The organism is Rhodococcus sp. UFZ-B548 (genome assembly GCF_903819475.1).
Taxonomy (GTDB): Bacteria; Actinomycetota; Actinomycetes; order Mycobacteriales; family Mycobacteriaceae; genus Rhodococcus_F; species Rhodococcus_F erythropolis.
This window is the reverse complement of the sequence record NZ_CAIJDS010000002.1, coordinates 254,696-267,807: the sequence shown is the minus strand read 5'-3', so window position 1 is coordinate 267,807 and position 13,112 is coordinate 254,696. Positions and strand designations below refer to the sequence as shown.

Sequence of the window (13,112 nt, the reverse complement as noted above, 5' to 3'; positions counted from 1 at the left end):
CGAGTTCCAGCGTTTTCAGTCCTAGTGTTTCAGCCGCGTCTGTCGGCCGGCGCTGCGCGTAGGTGAACACGCTCGCCCTGTTTCCCGAAGAGACTGATCGCCTCCGCAGGTCGGCCGTCGGCAGCGCTGATGCGGTGCGGAATGTGGGTGTCGAACTCGGCGGCCTCACCTGCCCCCATGATGAAATCCCGGTCGCCGAGTTGGAGTCGGATGCGCCCGGACAGAACGTAGACCCACTCGTAGCCCTCGTGGGATCCCGGTTCGCGATCGTCGTCGGTGGGCGAGATGATCATCTTGTAGGCCTGGAGGTTGCCGGGCTGACTGGTCAGCGGAATGACCGTCATGCATCCGACCGTTCGCGGTTCTTCTCGAACGCGGGGGTCCTTGATCTTGCTGTTCACCAGGTCGTCCAACGGGACGCCGTGTGCCTTGGCGATCGGCAGCAGCAACTCCAAGTTGGCTCGCCGAGTACCGGATTCGAGTCTCGAGAGTGTGCTGACGCTGATGTCGGTGGTCTCCGACAGGTCGGCAAGGGTCATGTCGGACTGCTGGCGCAACGCACGTAGGCGAGGGCCGATGCCGGCCAGAACGGCTTCGAACGATGTTTCGGTCATGGATCTATTTTGCCAAAGTGGCAACAGTGTTTGTCAAGAACGCGATCTCTTGTCATTCTGGATTCATGACGCAGAACTCATTCGACGTAGCAGTAATCGGAGCCGGCGCGGCGGGGCTGAACGCCGCACTCATCCTTGGTCAGGCACGCAGGTCCGTGATCGTCTTCGACAACGGATCACCACGGAACGCGGCCGCCGATCACATGAACGGATTCCTCTCCCGCGACGGCATGAACCCCGCCGAACTGTTGACCATCGGCCGAGGTGAGGTCCGCAAATTCGGCGGCGAGTTCCATGACGGCACCGTTGTCTCCGTGACACGGGACGGCGAGAAATTCTCGGTAGAACTGGCTGACGGCAGCAAGATTCAGGTGCGCAAAGTCCTCGTTGCAACGGGTCTGACGGACCGCCTGCCGGACGAACTCGAAGTCTTCGGCGAGCGTTGGGGCCGCGACGTGTTGCACTGCCCGTACTGCCACGGGTACAGCGTGCGCGATCAGCCGCTTGGCGTGATCGCCAAGAGCGCGGAATTTGCGATGCACCAGGCCCTCATGGTTCGCCAGTGGTCCGACGACGTAGTTCTCTTCCTCCATCGAATCACCGAACTGAGTTGCGAAGATCGGGAAAAGCTTGCAGCTCGCGATATTTCGATCGTCGAGGGTGAGATCGCTGGTCCCGTCGTCGAGGATGATCGGTTGGTGGGCGTGCGGTTGGCCGACGGCACTGTGGTCGCGCGTTCGGCGGTCTTTGTCGGTGGCGCCCTCACGATGGACCCCAACGATGCGATCTTGCGCGCATTCGGCGCGCAGCGCGCTGAGACGATGATGGGCGATTTCGTCACAGTCGACATGATGGGGGCGACGAGCGTGCCCGGCGTGTTCGCTGCGGGCAACGTCGTCGACCCGGGTGCCCAGGTCATCATGGCCGCAGCCGCCGGGGCGAAGGCTGGAGCGGGGATCAACATGATGTTGACCAACGACGACCTCGAGGTTGCACTGGCGCTTCGCAGTTGAATTGTGCGTAGCGTGGGGTGATGGACGCAGTGAGAGTGTTGATCACGGGTGCGACCGGATACATCGGCGGACGTCTTGCCCCTCGCCTGGTCGAAGAGGGCCATCGAGTTCGAGTTGTGGTGCGCAGCCCGGAGAAACTACGCGATGTTCCCTGGCATGATTCCGTGGAGATCAAGCGTGGGGATCTGACCGACAGTGCCTCCCTCTCAGGTGTTTTCGACGATATCGACGTGGTCTACTACCTCGTTCACGCCATGGGCGGTGGAGGGTCGTTCTCGGATATCGACAAGCGAAGCGCGGAGAACGTCGCCGCCGCTGCCCGTGATGCGGGGGTGCGCCGGATCGTGTACCTGGGCGGGCTTCATCCGTCCGACCGAGAGTTGTCGACTCACTTGCAGTCTCGGCTCGAAGTCGGTCGGATCCTCCTCGACTCCGAGGTTCCGACAGTTGTATTTCAAGCTGGGGTGGTGATCGGATCGGGTTCGGCGTCCTTCGAAATGGTGCGCCACTTGACCAATCGACTTCCGGTGATGACCACACCCAAGTGGGTGCACAACAACATTCAGCCGATCGCGGTGCGTGACGTACTCCACTATTTGATCGCAGCCGCGGCGACAACGCCGGAGGTCAACCGCGCCTTCGACATCGGTGGGCCAGATGTCATGCAGTACGGCGAGATGATGAACACCTACGCCGACGTCGCAGGATTGGTACGCCGACGCATCCTCGTCTTGCCTGTCCTCACCCCGCGTCTGGCAGGTCACTGGGTGGGATTGGTCACGCCGATCCCACGGGGCTTGGCGATGCCACTGATCGAATCACTGCAGAACGACGCGGTGATGCACGACCACGACATCGACGACTTCATCCCGCCTCCCGCTGAGGGCCTCACGCCGTACCGCGAAGCTGTGCGTTTGGCGCTTCGCAAGATCGAGACCGGTGAGGTGGAGACGGCGTGGTCCGGTGCGACGATCGCGGGAGCGCCGTCCGATCCTCTTCCGTCCGACCCGGACTGGGCAGGGGAGGCAGTTTACGTAGACCACCGCGAACGTGACTGTGCTGCGGATCCGAAGACCCTCTGGTCGGTCGTCGAGTCGATCGGCGGCGAGAATGGTTGGTATTCATTCCCTTTGGCGTGGGCCATCCGGGGGTGGATGGACCGCGCGGTCGGCGGGGTCGGACTGCGCCGGGGTAGGCGGGATCCACGTCGGCTCAACACCGGTGAAGCCCTGGACTTCTGGCGGGTCGAAGAAATCGATCGAGGCAAGTTGCTCCGATTGCGCGCCGAGATGAAGGTCCCGGGCGGAGCATGGTTGGAGTTGCGAGTGTCGGAAGGTCCGGCGGGTGCGGATGGACGGCCGGTGGGTTCGCATCTCGATCAGCGTGCGGTCTTCTTCCCTCGCGGGCTCGCCGGCCGGGCGTACTGGTACTCGATCCTGCCTTTCCACGGAGTTGTCTTCCAGGGGATGATCACCAACATCACCGGTGCTGCAGAGCGTGAGACCGCAGCTATCAGGGAATCAGCTGCGGCGAAGGACACGGAAAGTGCCGCCGATTAATTGGTATGACTTCCGAACTTCGGCGCGTTATAGTGAATAGCCCCACGAAAGACGCGGGGCACACACGGGGCTGAACGGTTTCGACTGCGTGTGTTGAGTTAGGGGAAGCGTGTCGGTGCAGGCAAGAGACCACCGTAAGCGTCGCTGCAAACCTATAAGCGCCGATTCCAATCAGCGCGACTACGCTCTCGCTGCCTAAGTAGCGAAGCGTGTCTGTCAGCCCGGGGTTGCCCTCGACCCGGTTCCTGGCATCAGCTAGAGGGCTTTACTGTTCGGCTCGGTCACGGAGTCGAATGGGACATCAAACAGTGACTGGGATCGTCATCCTGGCTTGTTCGCGAGACTGGGAGATCCAAGTAGAGACTTAGCGAACTGCACACGGAGAAGCCCTAGCGATTCAACGTAGGACCCGGGTTCAATTCCCGGCAGCTCCACAACAGGTCGGGCCGGAGAGCACACGCTCTCCGGCCCGACCTTTTTGCGGTCTTGCTGCGGCACTCTGCTGAGCGCCCGCGACCTTTTACGATCAGGAGCCGAAGAATCCCAGGTCGACCGAGCCGACGAAGCCGGGAGCTTCCTTGGCCAGCGGCTTACCGTCCAGATCGGCAGGCAATGCAACGCCCAGGCTTTGGAGGATGGTCCGGTGTGATGTCGGCGATCGTGTACGCGTCGGTGGTCTTGCCGGCCGCGTATCCCGCACCGCGTGCAATGACGAATGTCGTTGCTTCCGCCGGCGTCTGGCCGCCGTGCCCTCCGGCAGGCTTGTGGCCGTGATCCGAAGTGACCAGAACCGTCCACTTCTCACCGGTCTTCGCTGCGCGTTGATCAACGGCATCGACAATCTTGCCCACCTGAGCGTCGACCGAGGCAATGGACTCTTCGTACGCAGCGCCGTTGGTCCCGCCGCTGTGCCCCGCGCCGTCCACCTGATCGAGTTGGGTGAAGATCAGGTCAGGTCCCTTGTCGGTGATGTCGCGGGCGACGGCTTCAGCGGTCGCACTATCGGTGGCCGCTCCGGAACCTGCATCGGCAGTGGTGACGACAACGTCGGCTTTCGGCGTGCCGCTGGATGCGATGTTGTCGATGCCGCCCCAGGTGGAGATCGACTCGGTGAGCAGAGAGGGCTGTGCAGTTTCCAACCGTGTGAACACGCTCGGGTAGAGGTCGAAGCGGGCGCCTGCGTACGTGTTGTCCTTGACACCGTGCTTGGTGTCCCAGACTCCGGTCAGGATGGTCGACCACGACGGTCCGGAGATGGTGGTGTGGCCGAGGATGGAAGATTCTCCGCTGGTTCCTTCGGCGATCAGCTTCTGGAGACGGGGAGCGTCGGCGGTCTTGATGTGGCTGAGCATGGTGCCGTCGAGGCCGATGACAACTGTCTTCTCGGCGGCCGACGGATTGAGCTCGGACGATCCGGGAATTGCTGCAGCAGTTGCAGTTCCGGCAGCAACAGCGCCGGCGAGGAGGAGTGTGATAGCGGCTGAGGTGCGTGCGATTTTCTTGGTCACGCTAAAGATATTGCGATAGGACTAGACCAATTGCACTACCTGAATGCGAGGGTTGTCCGATTGTTCACGACGGATTCAGATTGGACTAGACCAATGTTTGCTCACGCGGCCCAGCCGTCGAGGATGACGCTGACCGCGTGATCGAGGTGGAGGGGCTCTCCGCTCCATGCCGGTACGATCGCGTCGTCGGGTACGTCTCCGCGCAATAGGTCATCGGCGAACCCCTCTGTTGGCGGTGCTGGGTCGATGACGTCTCCATTGGCGTAGTGGAACTCGAACTTCTGCTCGCCGAGTGCAGAGATCGTGAACTTGCCGTCGTGCAGCGCGCGGTGGCAGGTACCGCAAAGCATGATCAAATTGTCCAAGTCCGTATTGCCGCCGCGTCCCCAGAATTTCACGTGATGTGCGTGCAGGAAGCGGGTCCGTCCGCATCCTGGTGTGCGGCAGCATCCGTCGCGGTAGTTCAATGCCAACATTTGTTTAGCGCTGACGACGCGAGTCCGCCGACCTAGATTCAGAACGCATCCTTCCCTGGTCGTTCCCAGGCGAAGCTTGGCGTTGCAGAGCACTTCCTCAGCGGCATTTTGAGGCAATGCGGGTCCGCTCGGCACTCGGACGGTGTTCGCTTCGTGGAAGAACACAACTTCGTTCGCGGCGGCCTTGGACGTGCGGTCCGTGACTGCGGCGGTGGCGAGCTCTGCCATCGCGACGAGACCTGGCCCGATATTTCCGACCGGGTTCTTTGCGGCCTTCTCGTCGACGGGGCGGATGGCGGCGATTCGGGTGCGTTCACGTTCCGCCACACCTAACGCTGCGAGGATTCGGGCGCCGTCCTGCGCAGGCAGGCGTCCTTTGATGACAAATTCGCCCGAATCCGGGTCCCAATGCCAGCGGACCTGAAGACGTTCGGGCGCTTTGGTTTTGCCGGATTCGTTGTCGGTTGCTTTACGCAGACCAGCGGCGAGACGATCGATCTGGGCTGCGGGCGCCTCACATCCGAACCGAACCATCTGCTTTTCGTTGGAAGGCGTGGTGACCCGGGTGAGTGCGCGAACCTTCGAGTAGGACAGGCGGCCTTGCTCGAAGGCCTTCCGCATCTCGGGCAAAGGTCGGAGCGCTTTGGCGACGCGAACGTATTCACGGCCGGTGTGCAGGCTCATTCCGCACTTCCACGACAACCAGTGGGCGCACGAGTGAAGTCCCGGACCGGTCCATCCGCGGTCTTCGTCGAATTTCGACAGGAGGGTAAGGAATCGAGCCGTGGCCGCGGCGATCTGGCCGGCGAGGGCGCAGATTTCCGAGCCGAGCTGATCCACGTCGTCTCGGTTGGAACCCTGCGTATCTTCATCGATCAGTGCTGCGTTCTCGGTTAATGCTGCGTTCATGGTTGCCCCCCCGGCTCGCGTCCGACATCATTTCGAATGTACGTTCGATGGTAGATGTGGGTGCCGACACCTTCACGGATACGGGGTGAAAGCGTCCCCGCGGGGACGTCTAACTGCTTCCGATCGAGTACTCGGCGTAGGTGCCGACATCCTTGAAGCCGAGGTTTCGATAGAGCTGTGCGCCGTCGCTGGACGCCTGAAGTACTGCTGTTCGGGCACCTCGCTCGCGGGCGATGTCGAGTGCGGCAAGGGTGACCGCCGAGCCGAATCCGCGTCGGCGAGCCGTTTCGAGTGTGACGACGCCATACAGGCCGGCGACGCCGGCGGCAAAGTGGACCTCGGCTCCGGCGACAGGCTGGGAGTTCGCGTACCCCACGACAAACGAACTCCGCGAACGCTCATCGAGGGCGGCATCAGCGGTGTCTTCGAAGAATCCAATTACTGCGGCTGAGGGCGGCGACCAGTTGGCGGCCATCACGGCGGCATAGTCGGCGAGCTGGGTACGAGTAGTCACCCGATGAACGGAGAGTTCTGGGACAGGCGTCGGATGAGGGACGACGTCAAGGTCCGCCGTCATCGCTCGTTCTTCCTCGGAGCGCACGCAGCCGAGGGCGGACAGGCGAGCCCCGAGGTCAGAGGGATTGTCGCGGGGTCCGGTCCACCAGGAGAACGGATGTCCGGTTGCCCGAATCGAGGCGAGGATGTCGATCAGTCGCCGATCTTCGGGCCCGTCGGCAGGTACGGCGAAGCGAGCACCAGCGATGATGTTGAAAGTGTCGTCGGCGAGGCCGCTGTCTGCGACGACAACGTCCGCAGTGACCGTGACCGATGCAGTCGGCAAGTGTTCATGCAGGTGGCAGGCATGGGAAACCAAGTTGGCGTCCATGGCGTCGAGGACGTCACCGACGAGTGCTTCACGATTCACAAAAGAAATTCTACGAACCCCATCCAAATGGTTTTCGGCTCCGAATGCCATGCATGACGCCCAACCGACGGCAACAGCAGGACGGTGACCAGCACCTGGTGGTGCTCGTGCTGCCTGGAGGAAAGGTCTCGAGCCATCGCCCGGCTCGCGCCTGGCATCTGTCCAACCTTCGGATGCGCCCGTTCACCGCTCAGCTTCGCCGCTCCGGTGTGAGAGCGGTGCAGGCTCGCTATCGGGTGCGTGGTTGGAACGGTGCCGAGCGCAGTCCGGTCGCCGACGCGCGAGCCGCACTCGACGCGATAACGAAACGTAATGCACAAGCTCGGGTGATTTTGCTGGGCCACTCGATGGGCGGACGGGTCGCCGCCGAACTGTGTGGCGATCCGGCGGTGGTCGGTGTGGTTGCGCTGGCGCCGTGGTGGCCCGATGGAACGTCGGTGAATCTGCGTTCGGACACACCACTGGTTGTGCTCCACGGCACGGCCGACTCGTGGACCGACCCGGCAGCGTCTCGTCGGAAAGTTGACGAACTGCAGAAGTCGGGTAACAGCGCTGAATGGATCGGCATCGACGGCGCAGGCCACTTCATGCTCCGTCGGGCGGCGACCTGGCATCGCCTCGTCGCGGATGCAATCGCACGAATGAGTCGCGGGGTAGCCGCAACAAAGATGGGAGAACGACGATGAGTTCCGACAAGCGCAAGGTGGCCGTCGTCGGTAGTGGTGTCGCAGGTCTGACAGCGGCGTGGGTGCTCAGTAAGGACAGTGACGTCACCCTCTACGAAGCGGATTCACGGCTCGGCGGGCACGCGGACACCCATTCGGTCACCGACCCGGAAGGGCGAAGCCTCGCCATCGACACGGGGTTCATCGTTCACAACGATCGCACCTATCCGACATTGTTGCGATTGTTCGCAGAACTCGATGTGCCTACGCAGGAATCCGACATGAGTATGTCGGTCAGGTGTGGGGGTTGCGGTCTCGAGTACTCGGGAGGCCAAGGGTTGCGCGGCGTTCTCCCGACGCCGGGGCTCCTTGTCAACGGCAGCTTTCTGTCGATGTTGATGGAGGTCAAGCGCTTCCATCGCCGTGCCCGCGCTCTGCTCGACAACACGGATCCGTCGGCACCCGACCAGACACTGGGAGTGTTTCTGCGCAGCGGCCGGTTCTCCGACTACTTCACCGCTCACTTCATGACTCCGCTCGTGTCGGCAGTCTGGTCGTGTGATCCCGGCTCGGCGCTGAAGTATCCCGCGCGGTACCTGTTCTCGTTCCTCGATCACCACGGAATGCTGAGCGTCACTGGATCGCCGACCTGGCGAACAGTCACCGGTGGATCGGGCGAATACGTTCGTCTCGTCGCCAAAAGTATCGGGGATATCCGCCTGAACACGCCAGTTCGCGCCGTCCAACGGTTTGACGATCGCGTCGACATTCGTGACGGCGGCGACCAGATCCAGACCTTCGACGCAGTTGTGGTCGCAACGCATCCGCAGCAAGCACTGAAGATTTTGGCGGATCCGACGCCTGCCGAATCCCAGGTCCTCGGCGCAATGCCGTACTCCGTCAACCACACCCAACTTCACACGGACGAAAATGTGCTGCCCGGCAACACCAATGCGCGCGCGTCGTGGAACTACTACATCCCTGAATGCAACGCGAAGCCAGATCACGTTCTGGTCAGCTACGACATGACGAGGTTGCAGCGGCTGCCGGAGACCGGTCGGCGCTACCTGGTGACGTTGGGGGGAGACGAAATGGTGTCCCCGGACTCGGTGATCGATCAGATGACCTACGAGCATCCGCAGTACACACCCACCTCCGTCGCCGCTCAAGCGCGGCTTCCCGAGTTGGACTCGGACGTGCTCGCGTTTGCCGGTGCGTACCATGGATGGGGTTTCCACGAGGACGGTGCACTGTCTGGCCTGCGCGCCGCCGAACGCGTCGGAGGTCGGTGGCCGTGACTGCACCCATCACGCCGTCCATCGTTCATACGAGCATCCGACACGTACGAACGGAGCCGTTGCACAACGAGTTCGAGTACCGAAGCTACAGCTGGCTCGTCGACGTCGACGATCTGCCCGAGCTCCCGAAGGCACTGCGATCCTTGGCGAAGTTCGACGCCGGAGATCACCTCGGCGACCCCACCCGATCGATTCGTGCCAACGTCGAGTCTTTTCTGGCAACTAACGGATTGGAGTTCGCCGGCGGCCGCATCCTCATGCTTGCGAACGCACGTGTTCTCGGGCATGTGTTCAACCCACTGAGTGTGTTCTGGTGTCTGAACGACGACGGCAGTCAGCGGTGCGTCGTTGCCGAGGTTCACAACACCTACGGCGAGCGGCATTGCTACCTGCTCGAAACCGACGAACGCGGCGGGGCTCGCACGTCCAAAGAGTTCTACGTGTCTCCATTCAACGATCTGGACGGCGAGTACCGGATGCGATTGCCGCTACCCGACACCGCGCTCGCGCTCTCGATAGTTCTGGCCCGTGACGGCAAGGCGCCATTCGTAGCCACGGTGTCCGGTCGTTGTGTGCCGGCGACGACGCGCGAGATCGTCCGCAGTGCGCTCTCCATCCCGCTGGCTCCGCTGCGAGTCGCCGCGCAGATCAGATTTCAAGGAATCCGGCTGTGGGCCAGGCGCTTACCTATCGTTCCCCGACCGCAACATCACCCGCAGGAGGCAGTGCAATGACCACGACCACTCTCGGCACCGAACCTTCCGCTCACACGATCGAATCCGAGCGGTGGCCGGGCGTTGCCACGGTGCCCAGCGGTTTCAAAGTGAGGGTTGCGTCGCCGGTTGCCCGCGCTCTGTTCCACAAGGCGGTCGCGCGCTTGCCGCTGCGCGTTCAGATGCCCAACGGTGAGTTCTCCGGTGGAGGTAGTCCGGATTCGCCGTTGATGGTCATCCACCGTCCAGACGACTTCGCTGCTCGTGTGGGCGACAGTGGGTTGATCGGATTCGGCGAGTCGTACATGGCGGGCGATTGGGAAGCCTCCGACCTCACCGCGGTCCTGGAAGTCTTCGCCTCCCGGGTGGCGACGCTGATTCCCGACTTCCTGCAGCGGCTACGAGGCCTCTACATTCCGAAGCAGCCTCGCAGTGAGCGGAATTCGACGCAGAACACGCGCTCGAACATCTCCCGGCACTACGACCTCTCGAACGAGATGTTCGAACTGTTCCTCGACGACACCATGACGTATTCCAGTGCTCTCTTCGAGGATCTGTCGGTGGGAGCTACTACCCCGTCGTGGGACGCGTTCGCAGCGGCTCAGCATCGGAAGATCGATCGCCTGCTGGACGGTGCGGGTGTCGGTCCCGGTTCGCGAGTGCTCGAAATCGGCACAGGCTGGGGAGAATTGGCGATCCGAGCAGCCGAGCGCGGAGCAACGGTGCGCTCAGTGACACTGTCGGTCGAACAGCAGGAATTGGCGGCGAAGCGGATAAGCGCTGCGGGACTGGCAGATCGCGTTCAGGTCGACCTTCTCGACTATCGGCAAGTACAGGGGGAGTACGACGCCGTCGTGTCGGTCGAGATGATCGAGGCTGTCGGCCACCAGTACTGGGGAAGCTACTTCCAGACGATCGACGCCCTGCTGGCGCCGGGTGGGCGCGCGGCGATCCAAGCCATCACGATGCCGCACGATCGGATGCTCGCGACCCGCAACACCTACACCTGGGTGCACAAGTACATCTTCCCCGGCGGATTTCTCCCGTCGGTGCGGGCGATAGAGGACGTCACCGAACGCATGACAACCCTTCGGGTGCGTGAGCGGATGTCGATGGGCGATCACTACGCGCAGACGTTGCGGCTGTGGGACGAGCGTTTCAGTGCTCGCGCCGACGAAGCGTCCGCGCTCGGGTTCGACGCAGTGTTCGCGCGCATGTGGCATTTCTATCTCTGCTACTCCGAGGCGGGGTTTCGCTCGGGGTATCTCGACGTCCAGCAAATTGTTCTCGATCGGAGGAACCAGCGATGACCGCCACGATGGATCGGACGGCACAAGGTGCCGGCGTTGCGGGCCGTCTCTCGGACATCCTCAGTCCACTTGTCGGCGGCGAACTTCCGGTGAGATTGACTGCCTGGGACGGCAGCACAGCAGGTCCGGAAGATGCTCCGAAAGTGACGCTCTACAGCCCGAATGTGCTGCGACGCTTGCTCTGGAATCCCGGCGAGTTGGGAGCGGCGCAGGCATATGTTCTCGGTGAACTCGACGTCGAAGGCGATCTCGGTGATGCGCTCACACACGTGTGGAAGGTCTCTGCCCAGCGGGGGCTCGGGTCGATTACCCCGACCCCGTCTCTCGTCCTGGCCGCGGTCAAGGCTGCGCGATCCTTCGGTATTTTCGGGAGACCTTTGGCTCCACCGTCGTCGCAGGCTCAGGTGAAGGGCCGCTTGCACAGTCTCGCCCGCGACCGCGAGGCGATCGGGCACCACTACGATTTGTCGAACGATTTCTACCAACTGATCCTCGATGAGAACATGGCGTACTCCTCGGGCTATTGGACTTCCGATGCGCCGGAATACACGCTCGAAGACTCACAGACAGACAAGCTGGATCTGGTGTGCCGCAAGGTCGGTCTCGATCGGGCGCGAGGCCTACGGTTCCTCGATGTCGGCTGTGGTTGGGGCTCGCTGAGCCTGCATGCAGCGCGTGAGTACGGCGCTCGGGTTGTCGGCATCACGATCTCGGCGGAGCAGAAGGCTTTTGTCGACGCGAAGATCCGCGCACTCGGTTTGGAAGACTGGGTCGAGATCCGGCTCCAAGATTATCGAGAGATTCCAGACGGTCCCTTCGATGCGGTCGCGTCGATCGAGATGGGTGAGCACGTCGGTGAGGGCAACTATCCGACATACGTGAAAGCGCTCCACGACAACGTTATTGCCGGTGGCCGTGTGCTGATTCAGCAGATGTCACGCACCGGTGCGCACCCCGGGGGAGGTCCGTTCATCGAGTCGTTCATCGCGCCGGACATGTACATGCGGCCGGTCGGTCGCACTGTTGCGATGATCGAGGAAGGTGGACTCGAAGTCCAGGACGTGCACGCCCTGCGTGAGCACTACGTGCGGACCGTCGACGCGTGGATCGAGACCTTCGAATCGAACTGGGATCGCGTCGTGGATCTCGTGGGTGTCGAAGTCGCTCGGGTGTGGCGTCTCTATCTCGTCGGCGGAGGAATGGCATTTCGGGACGGCAGGATGGGCGTCGATCAGATTCTGTCGGTCCGGCCGCACGGTGATGGTCGATCGGATATGGAATCGGTCCGGCCGCAGTGGGTGTCGCGGCGATGAACGGATTCGACTGGGGCGCATTCGGAGTGGTCACGCTCACGAGCCTGTTGGCGATCGCCGTCGGAATGGCAGTGACAGCCACCATCGGTGTACGGATCGGGCGGCACAATGTTGTCGACGTGTCATGGGGCGCCGGCTTCGTTCTGATCGCGCTCGTGTCCGCGGTAGTGGGAACCGGCGACCTCTGGCGCCGGTTGTTGATGCTTGCACTGGTGGCGATCTGGGGTCTGCGGTTGGCGACGCACATGGCGATCAGATCCCGCGGCAAGGGTGAAGATCCGCGGTACGAAGAAATGCTCGGACGAGCGACGGGTAATCGAACGCTGTATGCGATCCGCAAGATTTATCTCACGCAGGGGATTTCGTTGTGGTTCGTCTCCCTGCCTATCCAGGTCGCCGCAGTATCGAACGGCAGCTTCGGGCTTCTTGTTGTGCTCGGTATCGCGCTGTGGATTGTCGGCGTCACGTTCGAGACGGTCGGCGACCGGCAGATGGAGGAATTCAAATCCGATCCGGGTAGCCGTGGCCACATCATGGATCAAGGTTTGTGGGCGTGGACGCGGCATCCCAACTATTTCGGCGACGCATGCGTCTGGTGGGGGATCTTCCTCGTCTCGGCGTCCGTGTGGCCGGGAGTGTTGACTGTCCTCTCGCCGATCGCCATGACGTACTTCCTGGTCTTCGCCACCGGTGCGCGGTTGCTCGAGCGACATATGGAACAGCGTCCGGGTTATCGCGAGTATCAGCAGCGGACAAGTTACTTCATTCCGCGCCCGCCGAAAGCCCGATCCGGGACGTAGGCTCTTTCG

12 protein-coding genes and 1 other RNA gene are annotated in these 13,112 nt (G+C 62.3%); 9 read left to right on the top strand and 4 right to left on the bottom strand.

The features are described 5' to 3' along the window. Positions 1-29: 29 nt before the first annotated feature. Positions 30-614 carry a helix-turn-helix domain-containing protein gene (locus tag H7C86_RS04055; protein ID WP_007731290.1) on the bottom strand — a complete coding sequence of 195 codons (585 nt, stop codon included), beginning with the start codon at positions 612-614 and terminating at the stop codon, positions 30-32. 65 nt (positions 615-679) lie between these two features. Here H7C86_RS04055 and H7C86_RS04050 point away from each other — a divergent pair, with 65 nt between their 5' ends. The 3 genes from H7C86_RS04050 to ssrA all read left to right on the top strand — a co-directional run bounded on the left by H7C86_RS04050 (position 680) and on the right by ssrA (position 3,623). After that, positions 680-1,627 (top strand): NAD(P)/FAD-dependent oxidoreductase, encoded by a 948-nt coding sequence (locus tag H7C86_RS04050; protein WP_037134367.1) that lies wholly within the window; start codon positions 680-682, stop codon positions 1,625-1,627. 20 nt (positions 1,628-1,647) lie between these two features. Next, positions 1,648-3,186 (top strand): SDR family oxidoreductase, encoded by a 1,539-nt coding sequence (locus H7C86_RS04045; RefSeq protein WP_182261132.1) that lies wholly within the window; start codon positions 1,648-1,650, stop codon positions 3,184-3,186. Between the two features lie 66 nt (positions 3,187-3,252). Next, positions 3,253-3,623, top strand: a transfer-messenger RNA (tmRNA) gene (ssrA, locus tag H7C86_RS04040). 153 nt (positions 3,624-3,776) lie between these two features. Here the strand turns inward: ssrA and H7C86_RS04035 are convergent. The 3 genes from H7C86_RS04035 to H7C86_RS04025 form a co-directional block, all read right to left on the bottom strand. Beyond that, a complete protein-coding gene (locus H7C86_RS04035) occupies positions 3,777-4,694 on the bottom strand; it encodes an alkaline phosphatase family protein (protein ID WP_259349036.1) in 918 nt (305 codons plus the stop codon). Between the two features lie 101 nt (positions 4,695-4,795). After that, positions 4,796-6,079: an HNH endonuclease signature motif containing protein gene (locus H7C86_RS04030; protein ID WP_182261131.1), complete on the bottom strand. Its 1,284-nt coding sequence runs from the start codon at positions 6,077-6,079 to the stop codon at positions 4,796-4,798. A 109-nt stretch (positions 6,080-6,188) separates the two neighbouring features. Then, on the bottom strand, positions 6,189-7,004 hold the full coding sequence (locus tag H7C86_RS04025; RefSeq protein ID WP_220463453.1) for a GNAT family N-acetyltransferase: 816 nt from the start codon (positions 7,002-7,004) through the stop codon (positions 6,189-6,191). 53 nt (positions 7,005-7,057) lie between these two features. Between H7C86_RS04025 and H7C86_RS04020 the strand changes: the two genes are divergently transcribed. From H7C86_RS04020 to H7C86_RS03995, 6 genes are read left to right on the top strand one after another with little or no spacing between them, the layout of a single operon-like run. Then, positions 7,058-7,690: an alpha/beta hydrolase gene (locus tag H7C86_RS04020; protein ID WP_041814884.1), complete on the top strand. Its 633-nt coding sequence runs from the start codon at positions 7,058-7,060 to the stop codon at positions 7,688-7,690. Continuing rightward, entirely contained in the window at positions 7,687-8,967 is a 1,281-nt protein-coding gene (locus H7C86_RS04015) for an NAD(P)/FAD-dependent oxidoreductase (RefSeq protein ID WP_182261130.1), read from the top strand. Before H7C86_RS04020 ends, H7C86_RS04015 begins: the two co-directional genes overlap by 4 nt. After that, positions 8,958-9,701 carry a DUF1365 domain-containing protein gene (locus H7C86_RS04010; protein ID WP_024487210.1) on the top strand — a complete coding sequence of 248 codons (744 nt, stop codon included), beginning with the start codon at positions 8,958-8,960 and terminating at the stop codon, positions 9,699-9,701. Before H7C86_RS04015 ends, H7C86_RS04010 begins: the two co-directional genes overlap by 10 nt. Next, the gene (locus H7C86_RS04005) at positions 9,698-10,990 is read left to right on the top strand and encodes a cyclopropane-fatty-acyl-phospholipid synthase family protein (RefSeq protein WP_182261129.1); all 1,293 of its coding nucleotides are present in this window, start codon (positions 9,698-9,700) and stop codon (positions 10,988-10,990) included. The genes H7C86_RS04010 and H7C86_RS04005 overlap by 4 nt, the downstream gene beginning before the upstream one ends. After that, the gene (locus tag H7C86_RS04000) at positions 10,987-12,303 is read left to right on the top strand and encodes a cyclopropane-fatty-acyl-phospholipid synthase family protein (protein WP_182261128.1); all 1,317 of its coding nucleotides are present in this window, start codon (positions 10,987-10,989) and stop codon (positions 12,301-12,303) included. Before H7C86_RS04005 ends, H7C86_RS04000 begins: the two co-directional genes overlap by 4 nt. Continuing rightward, complete coding sequence (locus H7C86_RS03995; protein ID WP_020969269.1) at positions 12,300-13,103, top strand: DUF1295 domain-containing protein; 804 nt, start codon at positions 12,300-12,302, stop codon at positions 13,101-13,103. Before H7C86_RS04000 ends, H7C86_RS03995 begins: the two co-directional genes overlap by 4 nt. Positions 13,104-13,112: the final 9 nt, after the last annotated feature.

Bases quoted from the DNA above. Each gene is read 5' to 3' on its own strand.
- H7C86_RS04045 (WP_182261132.1), top strand. From the start codon at position 1,648: ATGGACGCAGTGAGAGTGTTGATCACGGGTGCGACCGGATACATCGGC.
- H7C86_RS04005 (WP_182261129.1), top strand. From the start codon at position 9,698: ATGACCACGACCACTCTCGGCACCGAACCTTCCGCTCACACGATCGAA.
- H7C86_RS04015 (WP_182261130.1), top strand. From the start codon at position 7,687: ATGAGTTCCGACAAGCGCAAGGTGGCCGTCGTCGGTAGTGGTGTCGCA.
- H7C86_RS04055 (WP_007731290.1), bottom strand. From the start codon at position 614: ATGACCGAAACATCGTTCGAAGCCGTTCTGGCCGGCATCGGCCCTCGC.
- H7C86_RS04050 (WP_037134367.1), top strand. From the start codon at position 680: ATGACGCAGAACTCATTCGACGTAGCAGTAATCGGAGCCGGCGCGGCG.
- H7C86_RS04030 (WP_182261131.1), bottom strand. From the start codon at position 6,079: ATGAACGCAGCATTAACCGAGAACGCAGCACTGATCGATGAAGATACG.
- H7C86_RS03995 (WP_020969269.1), top strand. From the start codon at position 12,300: ATGAACGGATTCGACTGGGGCGCATTCGGAGTGGTCACGCTCACGAGC.
- H7C86_RS04020 (WP_041814884.1), top strand. From the start codon at position 7,058: ATGACGCCCAACCGACGGCAACAGCAGGACGGTGACCAGCACCTGGTG.
- H7C86_RS04000 (WP_182261128.1), top strand. From the start codon at position 10,987: ATGACCGCCACGATGGATCGGACGGCACAAGGTGCCGGCGTTGCGGGC.